Source organism: Clostridium sardiniense (assembly GCF_016907995.1).
Classification (GTDB): Bacteria; Bacillota; Clostridia; order Clostridiales; family Clostridiaceae; genus Clostridium; species Clostridium sardiniense.
In genome coordinates this window covers 100,283-125,668 of sequence record NZ_JAFBDA010000011.1, presented here as the reverse complement: position 1 = coordinate 125,668, position 25,386 = coordinate 100,283, and the positions used below count along the sequence as shown (strand labels likewise).

Annotated in this window: 27 protein-coding genes; 5 read left to right on the top strand and 22 right to left on the bottom strand. The window is 26.3% G+C overall.

The features are described from left to right. From JOC62_RS11050 to JOC62_RS19470, 5 genes are all read right to left on the bottom strand, one after another. A complete protein-coding gene (locus JOC62_RS11050) occupies positions 1 to 954 on the bottom strand; it encodes a hypothetical protein (protein WP_204595326.1) in 954 nt (317 codons plus the stop codon). 134 nt (positions 955 to 1,088) lie between these two features. Then, a complete protein-coding gene (locus tag JOC62_RS11045) occupies positions 1,089 to 1,880 on the bottom strand; it encodes a TIGR00266 family protein (protein ID WP_204595325.1) in 792 nt (263 codons plus the stop codon). A gap of 135 nt (positions 1,881 to 2,015) precedes the next feature. Beyond that, positions 2,016 to 2,498: a QueT transporter family protein gene (locus JOC62_RS11040; RefSeq protein ID WP_204595324.1), complete on the bottom strand. Its 483-nt coding sequence runs from the start codon at positions 2,496 to 2,498 to the stop codon at positions 2,016 to 2,018. Further along, positions 2,485 to 3,192: a radical SAM protein gene (locus tag JOC62_RS11035; RefSeq protein WP_204595335.1), complete on the bottom strand. Its 708-nt coding sequence runs from the start codon at positions 3,190 to 3,192 to the stop codon at positions 2,485 to 2,487. Before JOC62_RS11035 ends, JOC62_RS11040 begins: the two co-directional genes overlap by 14 nt. A 257-nt stretch (positions 3,193 to 3,449) precedes the next feature. Beyond that, entirely contained in the window at positions 3,450 to 3,740 is a 291-nt protein-coding gene (locus JOC62_RS19470) for a DUF5658 family protein (protein WP_423882989.1), read from the bottom strand. Between the two features lie 291 nt (positions 3,741 to 4,031). Here JOC62_RS19470 and JOC62_RS11030 point away from each other — a divergent pair, with 291 nt between their 5' ends. Further along, positions 4,032 to 4,847 (top strand): mechanosensitive ion channel family protein, encoded by an 816-nt coding sequence (locus tag JOC62_RS11030; RefSeq protein WP_204595323.1) that lies wholly within the window; start codon positions 4,032 to 4,034, stop codon positions 4,845 to 4,847. Between the two features lie 30 nt (positions 4,848 to 4,877). On the opposite strand, the gene JOC62_RS11025 is transcribed toward JOC62_RS11030, so the two are convergent. The 4 genes from JOC62_RS11025 to JOC62_RS11010 form a co-directional block, all read right to left on the bottom strand. Beyond that, positions 4,878 to 5,357, bottom strand: coding sequence for a cupin domain-containing protein (locus JOC62_RS11025; protein ID WP_243425056.1), 480 nt, complete (start codon positions 5,355 to 5,357; stop codon positions 4,878 to 4,880). Positions 5,358 to 5,396: 39 nt separating this feature from the next. Continuing rightward, positions 5,397 to 6,008: a DNA-3-methyladenine glycosylase gene (locus JOC62_RS11020; protein ID WP_204595322.1), complete on the bottom strand. Its 612-nt coding sequence runs from the start codon at positions 6,006 to 6,008 to the stop codon at positions 5,397 to 5,399. Between the two features lie 143 nt (positions 6,009 to 6,151). Further along, positions 6,152 to 6,766 carry an alpha/beta hydrolase gene (locus tag JOC62_RS11015; protein WP_204595321.1) on the bottom strand — a complete coding sequence of 205 codons (615 nt, stop codon included), beginning with the start codon at positions 6,764 to 6,766 and terminating at the stop codon, positions 6,152 to 6,154. 248 nt (positions 6,767 to 7,014) lie between these two features. Continuing rightward, entirely contained in the window at positions 7,015 to 8,937 is a 1,923-nt protein-coding gene (locus tag JOC62_RS11010; RefSeq protein WP_204595320.1) for an FUSC family protein, read from the bottom strand. Between the two features lie 289 nt (positions 8,938 to 9,226). Here JOC62_RS11010 and JOC62_RS11005 point away from each other — a divergent pair, with 289 nt between their 5' ends. Further along, positions 9,227 to 10,252, top strand: a complete 1,026-nt coding sequence (locus JOC62_RS11005; protein WP_204595319.1) for a branched-chain amino acid aminotransferase — start codon at positions 9,227 to 9,229, stop codon at positions 10,250 to 10,252. A gap of 485 nt (positions 10,253 to 10,737) precedes the next feature. Further along, positions 10,738 to 12,156 (top strand): MFS transporter, encoded by a 1,419-nt coding sequence (locus JOC62_RS11000; RefSeq protein WP_204595318.1) that lies wholly within the window; start codon positions 10,738 to 10,740, stop codon positions 12,154 to 12,156. Positions 12,157 to 12,552: 396 nt separating this feature from the next. On the opposite strand, the gene JOC62_RS10995 is transcribed toward JOC62_RS11000, so the two are convergent. The 10 genes from JOC62_RS10995 to JOC62_RS10950 all read right to left on the bottom strand — a co-directional run bounded on the left by JOC62_RS10995 (position 12,553) and on the right by JOC62_RS10950 (position 20,131). Next, positions 12,553 to 12,867, bottom strand: a complete 315-nt coding sequence (locus JOC62_RS10995; RefSeq protein WP_204595317.1) for a hypothetical protein — start codon at positions 12,865 to 12,867, stop codon at positions 12,553 to 12,555. Positions 12,868 to 12,871: 4 nt separating this feature from the next. Further along, positions 12,872 to 14,407, bottom strand: a complete 1,536-nt coding sequence (locus JOC62_RS10990) for a cobyric acid synthase (protein WP_204595316.1) — start codon at positions 14,405 to 14,407, stop codon at positions 12,872 to 12,874. Positions 14,408 to 14,427: 20 nt separating this feature from the next. Then, a complete protein-coding gene (locus JOC62_RS10985; protein ID WP_204595333.1) occupies positions 14,428 to 15,078 on the bottom strand; it encodes a Dph6-related ATP pyrophosphatase in 651 nt (216 codons plus the stop codon). Between the two features lie 10 nt (positions 15,079 to 15,088). Further along, positions 15,089 to 15,844: an ABC transporter ATP-binding protein gene (locus JOC62_RS10980; protein WP_204595315.1), complete on the bottom strand. Its 756-nt coding sequence runs from the start codon at positions 15,842 to 15,844 to the stop codon at positions 15,089 to 15,091. A gap of 8 nt (positions 15,845 to 15,852) precedes the next feature. Further along, entirely contained in the window at positions 15,853 to 16,881 is a 1,029-nt protein-coding gene (locus JOC62_RS10975; RefSeq protein WP_204595314.1) for a FecCD family ABC transporter permease, read from the bottom strand. Next, positions 16,862 to 17,785, bottom strand: a complete 924-nt coding sequence (locus JOC62_RS10970) for an ABC transporter substrate-binding protein (RefSeq protein ID WP_204595313.1) — start codon at positions 17,783 to 17,785, stop codon at positions 16,862 to 16,864. Before JOC62_RS10970 ends, JOC62_RS10975 begins: the two co-directional genes overlap by 20 nt. Positions 17,786 to 17,850: 65 nt before the next feature. Next, on the bottom strand, positions 17,851 to 18,447 hold the full coding sequence (locus tag JOC62_RS10965; RefSeq protein WP_204595312.1) for a histidine phosphatase family protein: 597 nt from the start codon (positions 18,445 to 18,447) through the stop codon (positions 17,851 to 17,853). Then, positions 18,440 to 18,820 (bottom strand): bifunctional adenosylcobinamide kinase/adenosylcobinamide-phosphate guanylyltransferase, encoded by a 381-nt coding sequence (locus JOC62_RS10960; protein ID WP_204595311.1) that lies wholly within the window; start codon positions 18,818 to 18,820, stop codon positions 18,440 to 18,442. Before JOC62_RS10960 ends, JOC62_RS10965 begins: the two co-directional genes overlap by 8 nt. A gap of 11 nt (positions 18,821 to 18,831) precedes the next feature. Beyond that, complete coding sequence (locus tag JOC62_RS10955; RefSeq protein ID WP_204595310.1) at positions 18,832 to 19,584, bottom strand: adenosylcobinamide-GDP ribazoletransferase; 753 nt, start codon at positions 19,582 to 19,584, stop codon at positions 18,832 to 18,834. Further along, entirely contained in the window at positions 19,571 to 20,131 is a 561-nt protein-coding gene (locus JOC62_RS10950; RefSeq protein ID WP_204595309.1) for a bifunctional adenosylcobinamide kinase/adenosylcobinamide-phosphate guanylyltransferase, read from the bottom strand. Before JOC62_RS10950 ends, JOC62_RS10955 begins: the two co-directional genes overlap by 14 nt. 65 nt (positions 20,132 to 20,196) lie before the next feature. On the opposite strand from JOC62_RS10950, the gene JOC62_RS10945 reads away from it, so the two are divergent. Further along, on the top strand, positions 20,197 to 21,012 hold the full coding sequence (locus JOC62_RS10945) for a phosphotransferase (RefSeq protein WP_204595308.1): 816 nt from the start codon (positions 20,197 to 20,199) through the stop codon (positions 21,010 to 21,012). A 7-nt stretch (positions 21,013 to 21,019) separates the two neighbouring features. On the opposite strand, the gene cobT is transcribed toward JOC62_RS10945, so the two are convergent. From cobT to purB, 3 genes are all read right to left on the bottom strand, one after another. After that, complete coding sequence (gene cobT, locus JOC62_RS10940) at positions 21,020 to 22,120, bottom strand: nicotinate-nucleotide--dimethylbenzimidazole phosphoribosyltransferase (protein ID WP_204595307.1); 1,101 nt, start codon at positions 22,118 to 22,120, stop codon at positions 21,020 to 21,022. A 110-nt stretch (positions 22,121 to 22,230) separates the two neighbouring features. Further along, positions 22,231 to 23,388 carry an MFS transporter gene (locus JOC62_RS10935; RefSeq protein WP_204595306.1) on the bottom strand — a complete coding sequence of 386 codons (1,158 nt, stop codon included), beginning with the start codon at positions 23,386 to 23,388 and terminating at the stop codon, positions 22,231 to 22,233. Positions 23,389 to 23,497: 109 nt separating this feature from the next. Further along, on the bottom strand, positions 23,498 to 24,928 hold the full coding sequence (gene purB, locus JOC62_RS10930; protein ID WP_204595305.1) for an adenylosuccinate lyase: 1,431 nt from the start codon (positions 24,926 to 24,928) through the stop codon (positions 23,498 to 23,500). Between the two features lie 168 nt (positions 24,929 to 25,096). Here purB and JOC62_RS10925 point away from each other — a divergent pair, with 168 nt between their 5' ends. After that, complete coding sequence (locus JOC62_RS10925; RefSeq protein ID WP_204595304.1) at positions 25,097 to 25,312, top strand: DUF378 domain-containing protein; 216 nt, start codon at positions 25,097 to 25,099, stop codon at positions 25,310 to 25,312. Positions 25,313 to 25,386 lie beyond the last annotated feature (74 nt).

Sequence of the window (25,386 nt, the reverse complement as noted above, 5' to 3'; positions counted from 1 at the left end):
CTACAAAGTTTTTAAATTTATTTCTTTTGTAGTATTATCAGTAGAGATAATACTATTATTTAGAATAGTATTTATTGATTCATTTTTAATAAAAGCTAATTTAAAATCTTCTAAATTCATATATTTTGATCTATTAATCGTTGAATATATATACTTCCCTGATTTTACATATTTATTATCAAACTTCTCACTCTCAAATTTTCCTATGCTATCAATTTTATTATTTACAATATTATAAACATCATAAATTTCTTCAGACTTATTACTCTTACAAAGAAGTATATTATCTTTATATAAAAATAAATTGTCATATCCAGTAGCTATTATTTTTTCTTCGTCTTTATATATATCATAATAAGCATTTAGTATTTCTTTATCTTTAACTACATTATAAACTACTTTATTTTCATAGAAATCTAAATTACTAATTATTCTATTATCTAAATTTTTGCTCTTAATTAAAGTTCCATCATTTAAGTCATATACCTTGAGAAATTTTTTTATTCCATCAGATTCTATTAATGCAATATTGTCTTGATAGATCTGTATTAGACTATCACTAACAAACTTTGAGTTGTTACATGGAATTATAATTTCCTTCTTAGTTATAAGATTTATACACTTTAAATGATTTTCTTCTGTATTATTGCTAATAATCCATCCATTCTCATCAAATTCATTTAATAGCGGAATTACATTCTCATACAATTTATTTATTTTACTCCCGTCTTTATCTACACTATATATATTGTTATTCTCATTATTATACATATAAGTATTTCTATCCTTATCTACAAATAAGACATTATAATTATTTTTCTCATTTTTTACAATAGCATATTGCTCCTTATTTAATAGTTCTTTGTTACCTTCTTGATCTTTATATAAAATTATAACTATTAATAACCCTATAATAATACTAAAAACTACTATAATCTTTTTTATATTTTTCACCTAGTATCCGCCTCCAAAATTAACATATATATGCTAATTCTGTTCATCTTCTACAAATATATACAATAAAAATTTAAGTTTAATAAATAAGACACTTTTTAATATTAAAAAGTGTCTTATTGTAATTTATATTTTTAATCTTGAAATAAATTTCCTAGACCACCTAATACGCTTCCCTGTCCAACATCTTTTCCGCCAAGTTCTGGTGCTGCTGCAAAGACTTTAGAGGCTAATCTACTAAATGGTAAACTTTGTATCCATACTTCTCCAGGACCAGTTAACGTAGCAAAAAATAATCCTTCTCCACCAAATAAACTGCTTTTTATTCCACCAACAAACTCTATATCATAATCTATAGTTTTAGTTAGAGCCACCAAACATCCTGTATCAACTTTTAATTTTTGACCTTGTAATAATCTTTTTCTAATTATAGTTCCACCTGCATGTATAAAAGCTAACCCATCGCCTTCTAATTTTTGCATTATAAATCCTTCTCCACCGAAGAAACCAACTCCAAGTTTTTTTCTAAAATCTATACCAATTGAAACTCCTTTTGCAGCACATAAAAATGCATCCTTTTGACAAATTACTTTGCCATCATAATCTGATAAGTTAATAGGTATGATTTTGCCTGGATAAGGTGATGCAAAGGATACTTTTTCCTTCATTAATCCCCTATTTGTGAATAATGTCATAAATAGACTTTCTCCTGTTACAACTCTTTTTGCAGCACCACCTAATTTACCAAATAAGCCATTACTTTGCTGCTTACTTCCATCTCCAAAAATAGTATCCATAGATATAGAGTTATCCATCATCATCATAGCACCAGCCTCTGCAACCACTGACTCTTGTGGATCTAACTCTATTTCTACAAATTGCATATCATCTCCATAAATATTAAAATCAATTTCATGAGAAATCATAAATACACCTCTTTTCCTTTTAATATAATATTATATTAGTTACATATAAATTTCTATATAAAAGTCTTAAGAAAATATTTTAATATATATTACTATAATGTTAGTCAGTTAAAGTCAGACTAATACATGGTAAGACTAAGTTAATTGTATAATATTAATTAATTTAGAATTCTTACTAATAAATTTTACTATCGGATATCCAACAATAGTCACTGAAATAAATTCTCCAATCATAAATCCAAATAAATATATCCAAAATGGTAATCCAATTAGTAAATGTAGTGCACCTACTACCGGAATACAAAAAATTGTTGGCCAAAGAGTTGCAATAAATAAGTTCTTAGTTTTACTAATAGCATATACAGAAAAAAATGTTCCAAGGGTACCCACTATTATATCTGCCATTCCTAATGGACTTAACATATTAGCAAATAAACATCCTATTGTTAAACTTACTATATATCTATTATCATAAAAAGCTAGCAGTACTAATATCTCAGATATTCTAACTTGTATTGGTCCATAACTTATTGGGGCTATTGCAACAGTTAAAACTACATAAATTGCAGCAACTACTGATATTTTAACAAAAATATTTAGTGAATTATTTTTGATCATCTATTTCACTCCCAACTCCAAGATCTGTATTATTTATCAGTACTTCTATATTTTTATTTTTTTCTAAATAACTATACTCTTTAATAAACCATTCAACTAGCTTATCATCTCTTTTTACTTGAGTCGTATTCTCTACATAAACATTTATACATCCATATTTAAAATGGTTTTCTAATATACTTATATCATTTTTTATCATTTCCTTAGTTTGTCCTTTTATTCCAACAAGCAAGCATATTGAATCAAAATACTTATTTACCTCTTCATATGATTTAAATCCAGCACCTTTATTTAATATTTTCATTCTAAAATCGTTATCAAATGACTCTATACCACATCTAAATATTATTGGAATATTAAAATAATTTCTGATTTCATCTAATCTATCTTTATATAACCAATGACATTCTACAAATAATTTTTTAATATTCTTTTCAATTATAATATTTTTTATATCTTTTAAAGTCTCCTTTGGAAGCTCAAAAATGCTTCCTGAATTTATTACATCTAGTACTTCTAATTCACCTGTTATATTACTTAATACAACTTTATTAAATTTTATGATATCATTTTCACAATTAGAGTTATCCTCAATGTAATCACAAAAACTACATCTTCCCCATTTGCAAGGGAACCCCTTAAGCATTACCATTTCTCTAGGATTTTTTCCTAATACTTTGCTATATCTTTGCATTTCCATTTATATTTCTCCTTTTTCAGGGCATAGAAACTAATAAAAAATAAAAAAGGACGACACAAAGCCATCCTCTAAATACTTATTTATTAGAAAATGCCTTAGTTTTGTTTAATGACAGGCGGCTTACGAACTGTCAATTAAATTTTACAATTAAACATTATATACTTCATTAATAAATTAATCAAGTTTAAAGGCATAGAAGAGATAATTATCAATAATTAAAATTATAGAGTATATAATTTTTATAGTTTATATCATATTTTTAATAACAAATATAAAATACTATATATAATATGAGATATATCTATTATTAAAAATATAAATATGGCTCCTATTATAATAATATTGCTTATTTTTAATTGTTTATATGTAGCTTTCATCATCCTCTTAATTAAATAATAAATTAGTATTCCAACTAAGCAGGTCTTAACTAATATACTTAAAGTTATACTGTCAGATATAAAAACCATAATTTTATTTATCTCTTTAAATAACCTAGTCCTTAGTAATATTAAAGTAAAGCTTATATCTATTATATTCAACATATAAAGAACCTTTAGCTTTGATTTTATACTTGAATATGAATTATTTATCATATATTTAATCATATCTTTCATCTCCATGAAATACTATTTATATCGTTGAAATACAATACTTTTTCTTATTAAAATCATTACTTAGTATTTCACTCCATAATTAATAATATTTATAATAGTTACTATATTTATAAATTTAATAATAATTTTACCAGTTATTAATTTAAAATCAATCTGTTGCTTTTAATTTTTATAGAAGTTATAATTAAATAATATTTTTAACGGAAGGGAGATGTATTTTTGGATATAACAGTTATCTTTGATAATATACTTCATTGGGTATCTACAAGTGGAGTAAAACTTGTCTTTGGTTTAATTGGACTTTGGATAGGTTGGAAAGCTGTGAATAAAGGGCTTAAAACTTTAAATACATTACTAAAGAAACAAAATATCGATTTAACTTTAGTTTCTTTTTTCCATGCTTTTGCTGATATTGCACTTAAAGTTTTATTAGTAATTGTATTTATGGGATTTGTAGGAATACCAACTGCTGGATTTGCAGCATTATTAGCTTCTGCTGGTTTAGCAGTGGGACTAGCTCTTCAAGGAAGTCTTTCAAATTTTGCTGGAGGTGTAATAATACTATTATTAAGACCTGTACAAGTTGGAAATTATATAGAAACTTCATCATATCAAGGAACAGTAGAAAAAATCGGTATATTCTATTCCCACTTAGTTACTGCAGATAATAGGGAAATACTAATACCAAATGGTGCTCTTGCAAATGGGAGCTTAATAAATTATTCTTCTAAACCATTACGAAGGGTAGATTTAACTTTTAGTGTTGGATATAATGATGACATATTAAAAGTAAAGACTATTTTAAATAAAATAATCGACAACAATCCATTAATTTTAAAAGATCCAGCACCATTTGTAGCAGTTAGTGAACATGCCGCTAGTTCAATTAATTTTATTGTACGAGCTTGGTGTGATACTGAAAATTATTGGATAATTTACTTTGATCTGTTAGAAACAGTAAAAATAGAATTTGATAATAATAACATATCAATTCCTTATCCTCAAATGGATTTACATATGCAAAAATCAGAATAAAGAAGACACATCAATATTGATGTGTCTTTTTTATTCAATTGTTAATTTTGTTATTATAGATTCGTAGTTTGGATATTTTGATATTAATTCTTCTCTTTTAAATAATTCAAAGTCTTTAAACTCAAAACCTGGCGATACCATACATCCAACTAAAGAAAATCCATCATTATTCATTGCTGACCCGAATATATATCCTTTTGGTACTAATACTTGTGGTGTTTCACCTTCTGATATATTTAATCCTAGTTGCTTTTCAATAAATTCACCTTCTGGTGATATCATATATATTGTAAGTGCCTCTCCAGCATGAAAATACCACATTTCATCTGATTTTAATCTATGGAAATTAGATACTTCTCCTGTATGCAACAGGAAATATATACTAGTCCATAGCTTTCTTTCACCATCTCCGTTGTCTAAAATATCTTTTGATATAAAAGATCCCTTATAATATCCTCCTTCAGGATGCTTTTCCATATGTAATTTTTCTATAAAATAATTTGAATCCATTTGTATACTCCTTTTCATTTGTATTTATTATATATTTTTTTATTTTTTAGATATATATTTATTTCCATCTATATAAAATCTCCATAGAAAATGTTTTGCTTCTTCAGCATAATCTATTCCTATACGTTTAGTAGAAACTATATTAAACCCCTCATCATTTCCTTCACTCAAATATAATACACCTTTTTTATAAAGCTCGCATCCATTTAAGTCTCTATCAATCTCCAAGGCCTTACACAATTTTCCTGGCCCATTAGTAAGTGAAATCTTTTTTAAATTACTTAGATCACCATAACTTTGATTAAATCTTTTATTTGAAATATACTCAAATTCATTAAGCGGTTCTACAGCTCTTATTAATACAGCTTCCGCCTCTTCTTCCATTCCTGTAACTACATTGAGACAATTATACATTCCATATATAAGATATACATATGCTACTCCACCTTCTCTATAAAGAATTTCTGTTCTATTAGTTCTCTTTCCATTGTATGCATGACATGCTTTATCGCAATTTCCTATATATGCTTCTGTCTCTACAATTTTGCTTTTTATTACTTTACCATCAATTTCTCTAATTAATACCTTACCTAATAGACCTTTAGCTAATGTTATAGCATCAGATTTAAAATATGATTTATCTAAAGTCATTATATCATCTCCTTTCTTTATAATATTATTATATAAACAATACTTTATTTTATAATTTATTTCAATGTATATAAAAATTTCTAATATACATTGTCTCATGAAAAAAGACTTATAGTTAAATATCTAACTATAAGTCTTTTTTATTATTTACTTAAATATTCTTTCATACACTTAATTATATTAAGTTGTATTTCTAAACTTCTTATTGCATTACCTTCAATATTTAAAGCATGATTTGCTCCATCAATACTTATTAATTTTGTGCCATTAACCTCTTCAAGAATTTCTAAATTTTCTTTTGATAACAGTGGATCACTACTGCCTGTAATTACTAATGAATTTTCTTCTATTTCCATTTGTACTGTTTTATTTATAGGGCTTAAATAAATATTCGTTACATTATATCCCTTAACATTTTTATTTAAAACATTCTGTACGCAAGTTCCAATACTCTTCCCTATAAAAACAATGTTCTTGTATTTATTGGCTAAAGTACTCTTAAGCAATTTAAAGGATTCTTCTGCAATAATATTAAATTCTTCATCTGGATGAAACTCCCTTCTACCTATTTGGAATCCATATTCTATTTTTAATACATCGAATCCTAATTCTAATGATAATTGTGATGAATATTCTAAAGTAACTCTATCTAAAGTATAGCCTATACCTGGTAATATCACCGCTAAAGTATCGCTTCCTTTTCCTATAACTAAAGGTTTTAGATTCATTCCCCAATATGATTTTACTATATCGTTCATATTATCAACCTCTTTCTTTATTATTTATAACCTGACTAAAGTATATCACAAATAAATTTATATATTTAAAGTAGCAAAATTAGTTAAAACTATCTTTTAAAAATTCATTATTTATTAATTTAAGTTTTATACGCCAAAAGTCAAAGAATGTCAGTCTATTTGTGTGAGATATAAATAATTAATATTTCAATTACAAAATATTATTAAGAAACACAATATAAAAAATATACATTAAAATTTATATCTCTTTATATATCATTTTTTAGATTATCTAAATCTTCTTTAACTTCACTTGATTTTTTTAGACATTTTAATAATAATGTATTTTCATAATTATTTTTATGATTTAAGTTATTTACATTAACGCAAGATATATCTCTTAATATTGTTTTTTTAGGAGAGTTAATTTTCATATTTTCTAATATATGATCAATATTATTTAGACATTCATAAATATACCTTTTATCAAGTTCTGAATTCTTCTCATTACATAATATAATACAACAATGAGTTAATAATGTTGTAAGTTGATTATTTCTAGCTAGTAAATTTTTAAAATTAACATTATCCACCTTTGAATAATGCATTTGTAATTTTCCACTTATTAGATATGAAGAATAAATAATATCTCTGATTTCACACTTATTAAAGCTTGAATCTAATATGCTTCTGATTTTATCTACTATTACTTCATCCAATTCTACTAACTTATCAATCATAGTTATAAGTTCAATATGATTTTTAGTAGGAAATATAAAATTATTCGCAAATAAAACACTTAATGCTGATATACAAGTATATATTAATCTTAAAATTATTGCCTCATCATCTCCCATATGTATAGTAGTCATTGCAAGAGCATAACAAGTTATATATATTGTCATAGTTCCATAATCACTAAATGCATACATGAAAAATGTGCATATTATAAGTATTATTACATGTGAAATATTACTCTTAAAAATAGAGAAAAGCATAAATGATATTATTAATCCAATTATAGTTCCTCTAAATCTTAATTTAACCCTTGTTTTACTATCCTCATAAAAAGGTAAAGTTAATAAGAATATTGTCATAGGAATCCAATATCCTTTTGGAATATTGAATAATCTAATACCTGTAAAAGATACGGATAGCAATATTGAAATTCTTATTGCAAATCTAATTTTAAATCCATTTAATGAGAGTGTATACTTACTATATTTCTGAAAATATTCTTTAGAATCTTTAAAGTTTAAATATTTTTTTAGATTAAACTTATTAGGTTTCATAGTTCCTTTTATAGCAGACATAAAGTAATTTAAAACATATACAATATAAAAATTAGTATTCTCATCTTTAAAAGAATTCTTTGAAATAAACTCAGCTATATTATTTATATATTTATTCCTATTAAAAGTATTATAGAGTAAAAATAATTCTCTAAGATTTTTTAAATATTTTTCATTAAAATTCACTGAAGTTTTATTTGATTCAATTTCATCAATTATATTATTCATGTGCTGAAAAACAATAACAAATGGATAGTATCTTTTCTTCCCACTTGAATAAACAAATCTATTTAATTCTTTGCATATCTCAAATAAATCAAACCTTTTATTTTCTAATTCTTCTTCATTTCCATCTAATATCGCCTTTAATTGAAAACTAATATTATTAATTCCACCTTCAATTAAAGTAGATATTTTAGAACAAACCCCTTTAGGTGAAAATATTATTAAAGCTATAAAAACAACTATATATGATATTAATATTGCTACTAATCTCTTTGGTATTTCTTCAATACTTGTTGGGAAAAGTTGTAGAAAAACAAATGCCATTAAATATGGGAAATAGCTACTTGGATTATATTCATCTGTTAAAAAATAAGCCAATATCCCAACACCTAACAAATTGATTATGAATGTGCTATATAAACCTTCACTTGCTATTGATGATAGAATTCCAATAATTAAATGAATAAATAATGGTTTTATAATATTCTTTTCAATAGTTAAGTAATTTCTCATCCTTATAAAGGTTAATGTCATATAAGGTGCAATTATTATATTGTTTGATCCAAAAAACAATATATTTATAAATAATATAATAGTGGATACCAGTGCAGGAGGTACGGCTACTTTTAGTGTATTTTTAATTTTCTCTATACTTATTTTTTTCTCTGTATTCATTTTCTATGTTCCTCTTTTAACAAAATAATAAATTTATATTTATTATACTTAAATTTTATATACACTCTATTAATAAATAGTAATCAAATTGTTAGATTAATAATAAATAACTAATCTAAACTGTATTTTGATACATATAATTGAATTTAGTTCTTTATTTACCATTCCCTTTGTACTATAATAATTATTATACTAATTATCTTTATAGATTTTATAGTATTAGTAAATAATAATAAGCAATAATCGAAGGGAGGAAATTGCTTTAAGTCTACTTAAAGCAATGACAATTATGAGTAAAGTACATATCGATTGGGGAAACTTAGGATTTGATTACATGAAAACTGATTTCCGTTATATATCAGTTTGGGAAAATGGAAAATGGGATAATGGTAAATTAGTTGAAGATAATACACTTATTATCGAAGAAGGTGCACCTGCATTACATTATGGACAACAATGCTTTGAAGGCTTAAAAGCATATAGAACAAAATCAGGTGAAATTCAATTATTCAGACCTAATAAAAATGCTAAAAGAATGAATGATAGTTGTGATAGACTTCTTATGCCTGAGATACCAGAAGAGAAATTTATTGATGCATGTATTCAAGTTATTAAAGCTAATGAAGATTATGTTCCACCATATGGAACTGGTGCTACTTTATATTTAAGACCATTTATGATTGGTGTTGGAGATAATATTGGACTTAAACCTGCTAATAAGTTTATCTTCTCTGTATTCTGTATACCAGTAGGCCCATACTTTAAAGGTGGTATGAAACCTGTTAATTTCATGGTATCTGATTATGATAGAGCTGCTCCTAATGGAACTGGTGCTCAAAAAGTCGGTGGTAATTATGCAGGAAGTCTTTTAGCTCAAAAGAAAGCTAAGAAGTTAGGATTTGCTGATGCAATATTCTTAGATCCTGCAACTCATACAAAAATTGAAGAGGTTGGTTCTGCAAACTTCTTTGGTATTACTAAAGATAATAAATTTATAACACCTCTTTCACCATCAATATTACCAAGCGTAACAAAATACTCACTTCTTGAAATAGCTAGAGATTATTTTGATATGGATGTTATAGAAGGAGATGTATTTGTAGATAATTTAGATGTGTTTTCAGAGGCAGGTGCATGCGGAACAGCAGCTGTAATAACTCCTATAGGTGGAATATTCTATAACGATAATCTTCATGTATTCTACAGTGAAACTGAAGTAGGACCTGTTACTCAAAAATTATATGATACTCTTGTAGGTATTCAATTTGGTGATATAGAACCAAAACATGATGATTGGATAATTAAAATTAAATAGATAATAAAATTTTATATATTGAATATAAAAAAAAGGTAGCAGATTTATCTAGCTACCTTTTTATTTTACTATACAAAGTTTTTCTATATCTTTAAAATACATACTTTAAGCACGTAAAAATTTCACGTTTATAATCACAATATCTTCCTTCAAATCCTTTTTCTTTAGCTAACCCAATGAATTCTTCACTTTGTCCTTGTTTTATAATTTCACTAACAGGTTTTTGGTCTAAAAATTATTATGTTTTAAATATTTTTTGTAAGTTTTTATATTATATTATTTTTTATCATTTACGAGTATCTTGTTTAAGTGTATATTTATCATAATATTTACTTAAGTACTATTTCCTCTTATATTCATTTAAATAATAACTAGACAATATTTATGTACATTTTTTTAATAATATAGTGATAAATATTTTGTTCATTTTCTATTAAAAAAATTAATTTATAATATTGAAGTATTAATTTTTTGGAGGAAACTTTATGAACAACAAATCAATTAACAAAACTAAATGGCTAGCCCTTGGGGTTCTTGTTACTCAGCCCTTTATGGCTTGTTTAGATAGTAGTATTGTAAATGTGGCACTTCCAACTATAAGTCAAAATTTAAATGTTCAAATGTCTGGCGCTGAATGGATAGTTAGCGCTTATTTAATAGTAATATCTGCTGCTATATTAATATTTGGCCGTCTTGGAGATATAAAAAGTAAAAGTCTTATATTTAATAGAGGAATTTTGGGCTTTGTACTTGGATCTTTGCTATGCGCACTATCTCCTAATATTGTTTTATTAGTTTTAGCAAGAGTAGTTCAAGCAATTGGTGCTGCAATGATTATGTCTACTAATCAAGGAATTATAACAGATATATTTCCACCAAGTGAAAGAGGAAAAGCTCTTGGTATATCAGGATCTTTTGTTGCATTAGGTTCACTTTTAGGTCCTGCACTAGGAGGATTTATTGTTACTTATCTAAGCTGGCATTTTATTTTCTTAATTAATATACCAATAGGGTTAGTAGCTTATTTCTTTGCAAGAAAATATCTACCTAAAGAAAATAAATCAAGCGGAGAAGGATTTGATTGTAAAGGAGCTTTATTATTCTCATCATCAACACTGTTTATCTTCACTTGTATTATGCTTGGACAGCATTTAGGTTATACTAGTATATATATATTAGGCGGATTTATTGTTGGAATTATATTATTCATTTTCTTCTTATTAGTTGAAAAAAAGGCAAAATCACCAATGCTATATTTAGCATTATTTAAAAAAAGAACATTTTCTTTAAATCTATTTTGTGCTTTTGTATCATTTGTAGCTATCAATACAATTAATATAATACAACCCTTTTATCTTAATGATGTGTTAGGATATACGGCTGAAGAAATTTCATTTGTAATGTTATTTTATCCATTAATTTTATTTGTAGTTGCACCTTTAAGCGGAAGTCTATCAGATAAAATTGGTAGTAAAAAATTAACACTTGCTGGATTATTTATTACTACTTTAAGTATGTATTTACTTTCAACTGCTGGAGAACATACTTCTAAGCTATCTCTAATATCTATGCTTGTATTATTAGGATTTGGTAATGGTCTATTCCAATCTCCAAATACAAATTTAATTATGTCATCAGTTCCAAAAGAAAAGCTTGGTATAGCTGGTGGTACTAATGCCTTAATTAGAAATTTAGGGTTGGCTTTTGGAGTTTCTGCTTCAACATCATACTTATATTTTAAAATGAGTGAAGCTGCAGGTTTTAAAGTTCTTGGATCAATACCAGGAAGACCTGAAATTTTTGTTTATGGAATGAAAGAAGTTTATATTATTGTAGCTATAATATGTTTTATATCATTCATTTTATCATTAATCGATTATTTTACATCAAAAGATTATAAGTAAATTAAACCCTAAGCGAAAATTTCTCTTAGGGTTTAATTATGTATATATAGCCTATAATAATTATAAAAAGATGATAGAATTTATTATTATTGCACTACTTTTTAATTATACATATTACTATTTTGCTTTTATAAACTCTATCATCATTTCCCTCTTTTTATTAAAGTTGGCTTTTGTTTTTTGAGGATATATTTTCTTTTGTTTATCACACTCTTAACTGTTATCTGCTTTATAGTACATAATATGTATTTTGTATTGATTAGTTACAATTAATTATATATTTATTAACTTTGATATGTGTTTTTTGTATTTTATTTTTTATCATTTACGAGTATTTTATTTAAGATATGAATATATAGAACATTCTAATTTTTTGAAACAAAAACAAGCAATACATTATTTTGTATTGCTTGTTTCTATATACTTATCCATAAAGATAAATGATGTTGTAATATATAATATTAATAAACTTATTCCTTTAATTAATATCTTAATATTATCTTCTCCAAATAAATATCCACTAAATATTTTTTCTACAATTATACATACACCTATTAAAAGTATTGAAATTATGGACAATATAATTTTCGTAGATTTATTATTTAAAACTTTATTTAAAGTTAATTTCTTATATAAATTGCTATGTCTCCATAATAAATCAAAGACATAAAAACAAACTGCTATTGCTAGAACATTTAGTATATGATTCATATTATTACTCTAAGGGTCTCTCCTCAGATTCCTCCTCTTTAGTTTCAAATAAATTAAGAATTTTTTCTGTATCTATATTATCTTCTAGTATTTTGCATAATTTATCATATTGCTTTAGTTTATATTTCTTATAATTTTCTTTTTCTTCTTTACTGTTTTCAATAACAACATTATACTTTTCTTTTAGATGATTTATAAGCTTCTTCCTAAATTCTTCTATCTCAAATATACCATGCACATAGGTGCCAAAAACATCTCCTCTTTCGTTGCAAAGACCTGTTATGTTATTATTCTTATCTATTATAAGGACCTCTCCATCTTTATCTAATATCTCAGTGTATCCATTTTGTATTTCATACCCATATACTCTTATATTAGAAAGATCCTTTAATTCATTTTCCATAGAGCATGTAATTCCTTTAGAAATAACTGTCCTTCTTTCAAAAGATATTTTAGTATCTAATGGTAACATTTCGAATCCAGTTATACATTTTCTACTATTATTTGAATCTAAATTATTTATTATATTTCTACCAAGCATTTGGAAACCAGCACAAATTCCCATAACTGTAGCTCCCTCTTTATATAGCTCTATAATTTTATCATATAACCCATTTGATTTGATTTCATTTAAATCATACATTATACTCTTGCTGCCTGGTAAAATTATCAAATTAGCCCCTTCTAATTCCTTCGGTGTTTTTACGTATCTTATATTAACATTTTTCTCAAGCTCTAATGGATAAAAATCTGTAAGATTAGATATATGTGATAATTTTATTATTCCTATATTAAGACCACTTCTTTTATTATTTCTAAGCCTTTTAGTTATAATTATCTCATCTTCTATGTTCAATTCTTCATAAGGTATTACACCTAATACTGGAACTTTTAATTTCTCTTCTAATTCTTTGATTCCATTTTCTAATTCATCTTTATTACCTTTGAACTTATTTATTATAATCCCTTTTACTAATTTCCTATCTTCCTCATTAAGTAGCATAATAGTTCCATAAATTGAAGAAAATACACCACCCTCTTCGCTATTTCCAACTAGTATAACATCTGAATTTGTAAGTTTTGCAGTATAAAAATTAGCTAAATCTTCATTTTTACATCCTAATTCTATACAACTTCCTTCTCCCTCTACAATTATATTACTATGTTTCTCAACCAATTTTTCAAAGTCTTCTTTTATAAACTCCTTTAAATCTTTACTTAATTCTTCATAAGAACAATTATCTTTGTGACAATAGGATTTACCATTAACTATTATTTTTGTTTTTTTATTAGCAATATCTTTAATTAAGATAGGATTCATTGTATATTCTGGTTTTATTTCGCAAGCTTCTGCTTGTACTATTTGAGCACGTCCAATTTCTTCCCCATTTCCTATTGAATTTGTTTTAGAAGTAACATTAAGTGCTTTAAATGGTGCTACATCATACCCTCTCTTCTTTAAAAACCTGCATAGTGCTGTTGCAATAGTACTTTTACCAACTGAGGATGCAGTACCTAAAATCATTACATTTTTTTTCATAACCTGTCACCTCATAAACATTATTTCTCAATTACTATATGATTATAATTATTAATCTTAAGTTTTTCACCTAATTTAAACTTTATATCTTTTTCAAATATAGGCCCACCACAAACAAAAGTATGATATTCTCCATTTTCTCCACATGGATCTGCCCCTGTTTCTTTTATATCTGATACAACTTCTTTTGTTAAAACTTTACCCAGATATGTATCATTTAATTGAGTATCATTACAACACTTAATTATACCTTTAAATCCAGCTTCTATAAATTCATGTGTTAATTCTTCTCTATCTTCTTGCCATAAAGGAAACTCTGCATCTATTGAAACATTATTACATCTATCTGTACACCAGCCTCTATGGGCTTCTATATCTATATCTCCAAATGCGCACATTTCTGCTCCAAGCTCTTTTCCTTTTTTTAGAGCTTCTTCAAAGTAATCCTCATACTGCTCTCCTGAGCATACTACTTTTATTAAAGGAATATCTAATGAGCTTGAAACTTCATCTAATATTGATTCTGGTATTCTATGAAACCATGACTCATTCTCATCTTTATTTACTGTTACTATCAATCCAACAGGTTTTAAACCCCTTTTTATTAATCTATATAGTGCCAAAGTACTATCTTTACCACAGCTATATGATAAAATAAATTTTTTCATTATAAACTTCTCCTTAACTCCATTTTTTCAATACCCTAATCATAAACTCTCTTATATTTATTCCATATATATCTTCTACTTCTTTTGATTTTAATATTTCTTCACTGCTACCTATATTTACTATCTCCCCATTATTTATAAGTGCTACTCTATCTGCATATATTTGAACAAGGTTAAGATCATGTAATACTCCTATAACAGTTCTCTCTCCTTTTCTACACCATTTCTTTAAGTTCTCTAGAAGTTCTATTTGATGCTTAAAATCTAAATGATTAGTAGGTTCGTCTAATAATATAACTTTAGGATTTTGAACTATTGCTCTAGCTAAAAATACTCTTTGAAGTTGTCCTCCCGAAAGTTCGCTTATATATTTATTTTCTATATCTTTAAGAGACAAATCCTCAATTATACTATCAATAATAATTTTATCATCTTTTCCTAAAGTAGTAAAAGCCCCTTTTATATGAGCATATCTTCCTAAGGAAATAGTTTCATATACTGTATATGAAAAATATACTTCTGTTATCTGAGACATTAGTGCTATTTCTTTAGCTAATTCTTTTCTCTTTATACTCTTTATTTCTTTATCTAAAATTTTAATACTTCCTGTATAATCATTTATATTAGCTATTGCTTTTAAAAGCGTACTTTTTCCACAACCATTAGGTCCTATTATACAAAATAATTCATTCTTATTAACTTCCAAATTAGCATTTTTAATAATATCTATTTTATCATATCCAGTATATACATTATCTAGTTTTATCATTCTTTCACCTACTTCTTTTTAAAGTATATATAAGCAAAGAAAGGTGCTCCTATCAATGCAGTTATTGCACCTACTGGAAGTTCTGATGGTGAAATTATTGTTCTAGATATTAAATCTGTAATAACCATTAGAATCCCACCAAACACAAAAGACATTGGTATTACTAAACTATGTTTAGCTCCAAATATTTTTCTTACTACATGTGGTGCTATTAAATCTACAAAACCTATTATTCCGCTTAAAGCTACAGCACTACCTGTTAATATAGCTGTAAATAAGAAAAGTCTTGTTTTAACTTTATTTGTGTCTACTCCAACTGTTTTAGCACTATCTTCTCCAAATGTAAGTATATCCATTTCTCTTGTATATAAGATGATTCCTACAATTCCTATAAGTAAAAATGGTATAAATACTTTAACGTAGCTCCATCCCTTCATAGAGAAAGATCCCATCTGCCAAAGTGAAATAGCTTTTAAACTATCTCCATGCATTGATCCTATAGTTGTAAGTATTGCATTTAAAAATAATGAAAATACCATTCCAGCAAGTATTATAGTGTTATTAGATAAAAGTTTATCTACTCTCTTTGCAAAAGCTATTACTATTATAACTGTAAACAAACCAAATATAAAGCCAACTATTGGTAAAGAAAATTCTTGAATTAACGGTATATTTACTCCAAAAATCATTACAAGTGCTGCACCAAGACCAGCCCCTGATGAAATTCCTAATGTATAGGGTGATGCCAGCGGATTCTTAAGCACTGACTGAACAACCGCTCCACTCACAGCTAATGCGCCACCAACTAAAAATGCCAATAAAACTCTTGGAAATCTAAGTTCCCATATAATAGCTATCTCTTGCCCTGTTACATTTTCTTTTAACGGAATATTAACTAATTTATTACCTATTATTGAAAAAATATCAAATAAGTTAATATTGGAACTTCCAATGGAAGTTCCAATACATATAACTAAAAAAACTATAGGTATAGTTAAAAAAGCTAAATTCCTTTTTCTATTGATCTTTATATTCATTTGGATATATATCCTTTGCCATTTGTTTTAAAGCTTTTATAATGTATTGTGATGGTCTTGATGATGAATTTGTATCTATTTGGTACACATCTCCATTTTTAACAGCATTAATAGTGTCCCATCCTTTTCTATCTTCAATTTTTTTAACAGGGTCTTTTATATAATTTACATTTGTTAAGATAACATCAGGATTTTTTTCAATAACTGATTCAGCACTTGGTGATATCCATCCATTTTCATTACTAAATATATTCTTTGCTCCAATTATATCTATCATTTCATTTAAAAATGTTCCTTTACCAAAACTATATAATGATGGCTCTGGTCCTATTTCAAAATAAACTGACTTCTTATCTTTTATTGTATCTCCAATTTTCCTTATCTTCTCTACTTCATTTTTCATATCAGAAACTATTTCGTTTCCTTTATTTTCCGTACCAGTTAATTTAGCTAAAAAATCTATATCATCATATATACCTTGAATACTATTACTACTTGGAATGTATACAACTGGTATTCCAGCTGCTTTAATTGCTTCAAATGGATCTTTACCATCTACTTTATTCTGTCCTGATGCTATGATAATATCTGGTTTAAGTGATATTATTGTCTCTGCATCTGGATTCATAAAATCTATTCTAGTAATATCTTTATTAGTTCCAGAAACATCTTTTGAATATGTATCTGTAGCAATTATTTTATCACCAAGACCTAAAGATACTAGAACTTCTGTATTTGATGGAGCTGTGGAAATTATTCTATCCATCTTCTTTGGTACATTAAATTGATTTCCCTCTCTATCTTTCATTGTTTTTTCAGTTCCTGTGCAACCTACAAATATAGCTGCAAATAAAAATATTGAAGCTATAATAGTAAGTAACTTTATTCCTTTAAACTTTTTCATATGTCCTCCTGTTTTTCTCCTTAGATTTTCTTATTTATAATATTATATCATGTATAACACCTTATTTATATTTTTTCCATATTAACTATTTTAATATTATTATTTTCTAATATTATTTCTAATAGATAACCTTTTCCGCAACTTGGTTGCCAATCAAATAAATTTTTCTCACTACTATAAAATTGTTCTAGAATTGTTCCAATAGTTCCTCCATGACAGATTAATGCAACCTTTTTTTGATTCTTACTAAATAATTCATTTATAAATTTATAAAATGTATCTTTTATTCTTTCTCTGTAGGAATTTTTGCATTCTCCATTAGGAATAACATATTTCCCACTGGTATCTTCTATCCAATCTATGTATTCTTTTTTATTTTTTAATTCTTCATATCCTTTCATCTCAAAATCACCAAAATTATACTCTTTAAAGCCCTCTTCAATTGAATAACTATCACAATTAAATAATATATTTAATGTCTCAGTTGTTCTCTTAAGTCCTGTTGTATAATAATTATCACAAGCTGTATATATTCCTTTTAAAAATTCTAATTCAGCCTTTCCCTTATCTGAAAGTGGCAAATCAGTATATCCGCAATATAAACGTTTCTCATTACCTTCTGTTTTTCCATGTCTTATTAAATATAAATTTACTTTATTCATCTTTTAAAACCTTCTCTATACCTAAAAAAATTCTTATAACCTTTTTACTCCTAGAAGATATATATTGAATTGATTTTCCATGCTCATCTCTCCAAACTCTATCTACTTTTTCAATTGGTACTATTCCTAGTCCAATATCATCAGTTATAATTATTTTATCTTTTAATTTATCCATATTATTTTTTATGTATTCTAAAGGACTCTTGTTTTCTATAATCATATTCCTAACAAATATATGAAAACCACATATAACTTTTTTTTCTAAGTTTATATTGCCTGAATTACAATAAAATATATCTTTATCACATAAATTATATTTTTCTTTTACATAGGCTAATTTGCCGTTATAAGCACCACCAAAAACTAATATCATATCTTTTCTCCTTAAAATACTGCTAACATTAAAATTCCAACACACTCTCCAACTATAAGTCCATAGCCTGCTACATCTCCATTTATTCCTCCAAGCTCTTTTATATTAACATCTGTTTTATAAAGCATAATCAAGCACATTATAAGCATAATACCATTGTATATCACTCCTAATGTAAGATATATAACTATAAAAGTTATAATCAATATAATTATTTGCAATACCCTATCCCATGTATTAGTACTATCTTTAAATATCTTTACTAAAGTACTTTCTTTTATTTCTGTTTTTGTTAATATCATAAGCGCCATAAAACTTCTACTTATTATAGGTATAAATAAAAGAAATAGTATATTTTTATTATCTTCTATTATTGAATAAATAGATGCAAATTGAATTATCATTAAGATTACAAGACAAATTACTGAAAATGCCCCAGTACATGAATCTTTAAGAATTTTTAATTTTGTCTCCCTATCTCTTCTTGAAAGTATTGCATCACATATATCCATGAATCCATCCAAATGTAGCATTCCTGTAATCATTATGGGATAAATTAAGAGTACTGCACTAATTAATATATCATTTATATTAAACCAATTTAGTATACTATAAAGTAATACCCATAAAGCTCCTATTATAGCTCCAACAAAAGGATAAAATTTTAAAATATTTTTTGTATTTTCTTTCTCCCATTTATATCTAGGTGCTGGTATTACTGAAAACATTGATAATGCCATAAAAAAGCTTCTAATATATCTCATTTATTAATTTTCTCCCCTCAAGATTTCCTTTATGAATTTCAAAATTATTATAATTACATTCAATCACTATATCGAAATCCTCAACTATTAGTCTATTTAAATATGCTAATTCTTTTCTATATTCATTAGTAAAATCATCATACAATATAGAGTCACTAAAAATATAATCAGTTACAATTACTATATTTTTGCATTCATTGCTTAGATCAATAATATTTTTAGCTATTTTTTTATATGTATATTTTTTAACTCCATCCTTAGTAAACATTTCATTATTAAGTAAAGTAGTAACACTATCTAAAAGAATAGTATCTAATTTATTTATTTTATTAATTATTTTATCTAAATCTCTAAACGCCTCTAATGTTATGAAGGTATTGTCTTTTCTTCTTTCCAGATGCCCTTCTATTCTTTTTAAATCTTCATCACAATGAGGTTCCATAGTAGCTATATATTTTATGTTATTTGAAGTATTTATCCTTTTACAAATCTCTTCTCCAAGAAAAGATTTGCCACTTCTTGTTCCTCCTATTACTGCTATTTTCATATATTTTCTCCTCTTTATTTTTTATGTTATAATGCATAATATACTTTAAGAATTTAGGTGATTATTTGTTAAAAAACGTTTTTTTATGTATCTCTAAAAAGTTTAATACTAGCATACACAATGTAAAATTAATTAATAAACTTCAAAGTCTTTCTAATGATGCTTATAACATCTCTATAAATAATAGATTATATCTAATGAAGATTTCTTTAGATGAAAAAAGTCTATTAAAAGAGAATAGCATATTAAAAATTATCAATCGAAAGTCATATATTTTAAGATGTGAAAACTTATCTATTTTATTATGTAATTGGATTGATGGGGATACCCCTTGTGAATACCTTTGTAACTCTAATGAATTTATATATAAATTATCTATTAAGCTAAAGGAATTTCATTCACTCACCCCTTCAAAAGAATTAAATTGTATATCTCCATTTTCCTATATTAATAATAAGTTATCATATTGCAAAGACAAGAATATACAGCTTCCTAAAACTTATGATTATTACTTAGAATTACTGAATTACATAAAAAATAAATTTCCAATTAAAAATTTCTCTCTATGCCATAATGATTTAAATCCATCTAATATTATAGTTTCAAATAATAATCCTCTATTAATAGATTTTGAATTTTCAGCCTTAAATGATATATTCTTTGATTTGGCTACATATTCACTATTTATAGATGATTCTAAGAAATTATATTTCTTAAAATCATATTTAGGAAATATAACAGATTATGATATAGAAAAACTTAAACATTATATTAAGCTTGTGAAATTATATAATGGTTTATGGAGCATAACAAAATCACCCTCCACTAATAAAAATTATGATTATAAAAAAGGTGGTTTTCTTATGTTAAGTTCTATATAAGTTACCTCTATACTTTATAACATTCTTCGTCGCGTATTTCATCTAAATATTCACAATTTATTCCTGACTCTTCGAAAGTTGACATATCTCTTAATATAGCATTTGCTGTATCTATTATAGTAAATGCTATAGGACAACCGCTACCTTCTCCAAGCCTCATATCTAAATTAACCATAGGTTGAAGCTCTAATTCTTCAATAGCTAGGCTATATCCAATTTCTTGAGATAAATGAGATGAAAATAAATAATCTCTTACATTATTATTCAACCTTGATGCTACAAGTGCTGCCACAGCTGATATAAATCCATCTATAACTATTGGAACCTTATAATATGCTGCTCCTAAAAATGCACCTGTCATAGCCGCAATATCAAACCCTCCAACCTTAGTAAGCACATCTATAGGATCATTTTTATCTGGATTATTTATCTCTAACGCTTGTTTTATTATAGCTTTCTTTTTATCGAATGAGCTATTAGTTAATCCTGAACCTCTTCCAACTGCTTTCTCTATACTACATTCCTGTAAAGATATTAAAATTGCACTACTAGTACTTGTATTTGCTATTCCCATCTCCCCTACTCCTAGAATTTCATACCCTTCATCTATAGCTTTCTTAACAGACTCTACTCCTGTTAATATAGCAGTTATACATTCTTCTTCACTCATAGCTGGTCCTTTTGCAATATTATAAGTTCCTCTTCTTATTTTTTTATGTATTACTCCTGGAACCTTTAAATTACTATTTATTCCTATATCTACTACCATTAAGTCGCTTCCATTTTGCTTTGCAATTACTCCAACACCTGATAATCCTTTTGTAAAATTAATAGTTTGTGCAAGCGTAACATATTGAGGAGTACTTGCTATACCTTCTTCAAATACCCCATTATCTGAGCAGAAAATGATTACACATTTCTTTTCAAAAGTATTCTTCATTTTATTAGTTATTCCTGTTACTTTAACGGCAATTTCTTCAAGTTTACCAAGGCTACCAAGTGGTTTTGCTAAAGAATCAACCCTGTCTCTTGCTTTCCTTTGAATTTCTTTATCTGTAGAATTTATTTTATCTATTATCTTATATATTTCATATCTTCTATCCTTCATATCACTAATACTCCTTAAATAAAATCATATAATTTAATACACCTAATTTTTTAGTATACTTTATTGAAAATTAGCTGAATACACTATTATGTGCATTCAGCTAAAATAAATTATCTTGATTTAGCAGTTCTGCTTGCTAAGCATAAAAATACAAATGTAATTAATATAGCTATTGGCATTATAAACATAGCATACTTTATTCCTATACTATCTGATACAACTCCTACCAATAAATTCATAACAGTATTTACAATACTTGCAAGTGCTATTATAATTCCTGTAGTATATGCAGTACTTTTTTTAAATGTATTACTTATAATAACAACCACAGTTGGAAACATTATTGAGAAAAAGAATCCTGCAATTGATACTATATATAATCCCATTTCTCCACCTATAAGTCCAATTATAAATAAGCATCCACCAATTAACGAAAATATTTTTACAGATCTCATAGTTCCAATTTTTTCAACTATAAATCCACCGACTAATCTACCAATGGTTAATAATAAGAAAAATATTGATACATAAGATGCTATTTTTGATTCTGTAACATTTGCATAATTAGACTTTATGTATGTTGGTAACCATCTTCCGGTTCCTTGTTCAGCTATTATATAAAAACCTAAACCAATAAAGAAAAACCAAACTAATTTATCTTGTAAAATTACAAATAAAGATATTTTATCCTCTTTTTTATCCATTTTTACTGATGGAAGCTTTATAAATAAAAAGGCTATTAATACTATAAATGTAATTATCGCTGAACCTATATAAATCTTTCTCCACCCAAATCCATCTGTCATTAATACACCTGAAAGTTTTTGTGATGCAGAAAGACCTACTCCATAAGCAAAGTGAGTTAAATTCATGGCAATTGCTTGTCCCGTAATCCATATTACTGGTATTATAGTATTTGCCGCAATAGACATTAAACCTAGGAAAGCTTGAATTGCTGCAAATGCAATTATAAATATTGTAAAATTAGGTGACCACGCTTGTATTAAATTAGTTAGAGCAGCTCCTAATAATCCTATTAAAAATAATTTTTTCTGACCTATCTTTTCACATAAAGCTCCACCAACATAATTACATATTAAATATGCTATTGTACCAAACATAAACATTAATGATAATTTTGTATCAGTTATTGCAAAATCTCTTTTAATAGGTACTGTAAAGATATTTATAAGACCTTCTGTTATTGCTGCAACCACCATTACAAAATATATTAAAGTAGTTGATATTATTTTATTTTTATCGCTCATTTTTTTCTCCCTTCGTCTCTTGTAAAACAAAGTTATTATAGCATACTTCTTTTAATTTTATAAAGTAAAAAACTAGAAGTTACATATGGATAACTTCTAGTTTGATAATTTAGACGTTAATTTCACTCTTAACTTCTATTGCTTCCTTATTGTTCTCTATAATCGGATTTACATACTCATCAATAAATTCTACAACTTGACTTGGAGCTCTACCAACAAATTTATTAGGATCAATAATCCCCCTAATCTCTTCTTCTGAAAGATTAAAAGTACCATCATTAATTATTCTATTTATTAAATCATTATCAAGGCCTTCACCCTTAACTCTTTGAGCTGCTGCCATTGAGTGAGTTCTTATTTTTTCATGTAATTCTTGTCTGTCTCCGCCTCTTTTTACTGATTCCATCATAATATTTTCAGTTGCCATAAATGGTAATTCATTATTTACATGAGCAGCTATTACCTTATCATATACAACCATATTTTCAGCTATATTAATATATAAATTTAGTACTCCATCTAAAGCTAGGAATCCTTCTGCAATTGAAAGTCTTTTATTAGCAGAATCATCTAGTGTTCTTTCAAACCATTGTGTAGAAGCTGTTATAGCAGGATTTAATGCATCTACAATAACATATCTTGCTAGAGCACCCATTCTCTCACTTCTCATAGGATTTCTCTTATATGCCATTGCTGATGATCCTATTTGATTTTTTTCAAAAGGTTCTTCTACTTCCTTCATACTTTGAAGTAATCTTAAATCATTACTAAATTTATAACAACTTTGTGCTACTTCTGATAATGTATTTAAAACTATTGAATCTAACTTTCTTGGGTAAGTTTGACCTGTAACTCCATAACTTTTTTCAAATCCCATTTTTTCTGCAACCTTTTTATCTAATATCTTTACCTTTTCTTCATCATCTTCAAAAAGAGTCATAAAGCTCGCTTGTGTTCCAGTTGTTCCTTTAACACCTCTTAATTTTAAAGTACTTAAAAGGAAATCAATGTTCTCTATGTCCATTACTAAATCTTGCATCCATAGAGTAGCTCTCTTACCTACTGTTGTAAGCTGTGCTGGTTGGAAATGTGTAAATCCTAGTGTTGGCATATCCTTATATTCTAAAGCAAACTTACTTAATCTATGTAACACAGTAACTATCTTTTTCTTTACTAATAATAATGCATCTCTCATTATTATTACATCTGTATTATCTCCCACATAACAACTAGTTGCTCCAAGATGTATTATTCCTTTAGCATTTGGGCATTGTAATCCATATGCATATACATGACTCATAACATCATGTCTTACTTCTTTTTCTCTTTTTATTGCATCTTCATAGTTTATATCATTTACATGTTCTTTTAATTCTTCTATTTGTTCTTCAGTTATATTTAATCCTAACTCTCTTTCACTTTCTGCAAGTGCTAGCCATAATTTTCTCCAAGTTGTAAATTTCATTTCATCAGAAAAAATAAAACTCATTTCTTTTGATGCATATCTTGAATTTAACGGTGTACTATATAAATTTCTCATCCTAAACCTCCATACGAATATATTTAAAATATTACATAATATAGTTCGTATTATAACATAACTATTTATTATTTTCATCTTTTTGTAAAAAAAAACTTCCATTAAAGTCATTATTAATATTATATATTCATATATATATTTTAGATAGTAATGAAAGGAGATTTTATTATGTGTAAAATAAACATATTAGACAAACTATCTTTTTTACTAGTTATAATAGGTGCACTTAATTGGGGTTTAATTGGTTTATTAAATTTTAATTTAGTTACCTTATTAAGCTTTGGAATAGCAATGGTATCTAGAATTATATATATACTAATAGCTATATCTGGAATTAACTTAATAACATTATTATTTAGATGTAAACTTATATCATTAAAATAAGAATCATATGTAAGTGATTTTATATACATAAATTCTTATTAAAAAGAAAAAGGTTCCTAAAATATTAGGAACCT